The sequence below is a fragment of the Pseudomonas sp. HY2-MNA-CIBAN-0224 genome, from assembly GCF_040310285.1.
GTDB classification, from domain to species: Bacteria; Pseudomonadota; Gammaproteobacteria; order Pseudomonadales; family Pseudomonadaceae; genus Aquipseudomonas; species Aquipseudomonas helleri.
Genome location: NZ_JBEOPQ010000759.1, coordinates 1 through 250 on the forward strand (window position 1 = coordinate 1; position 250 = coordinate 250).

General features: G+C 41.6%; 1 pseudogene. It reads right to left on the reverse strand.

The features are described from left to right. Window positions 1-246: pseudogene (locus AAEZ03_RS28365) on the reverse strand (D-lactate dehydrogenase); the annotation flags it as partial. Window positions 247-250: the final 4 nt, after the last annotated feature.

Here is a 250-nt window from a genome sequence, read left to right on the forward strand (position 1 = left end):
TGCTTCAGGTAGGGTTTCAAGCCACTCTAATTCATTACGTGGTATAGCAATATCGAGCGCTAATATCTCGCCTACTTCTTTTTCATGGATGACCTCATATCTTAATGCTGCACCGGCGGCTGCGAAACGGTTCAAAAAAGCACTTTCTGACTCTTCTTTACTACATTCAAAATAGCTACCGGTTTTTGATGCCGCAAAAAACGACTGCAAAAATTCTTGAGCTTCCACTATCCCGTCATCACTCATTTTT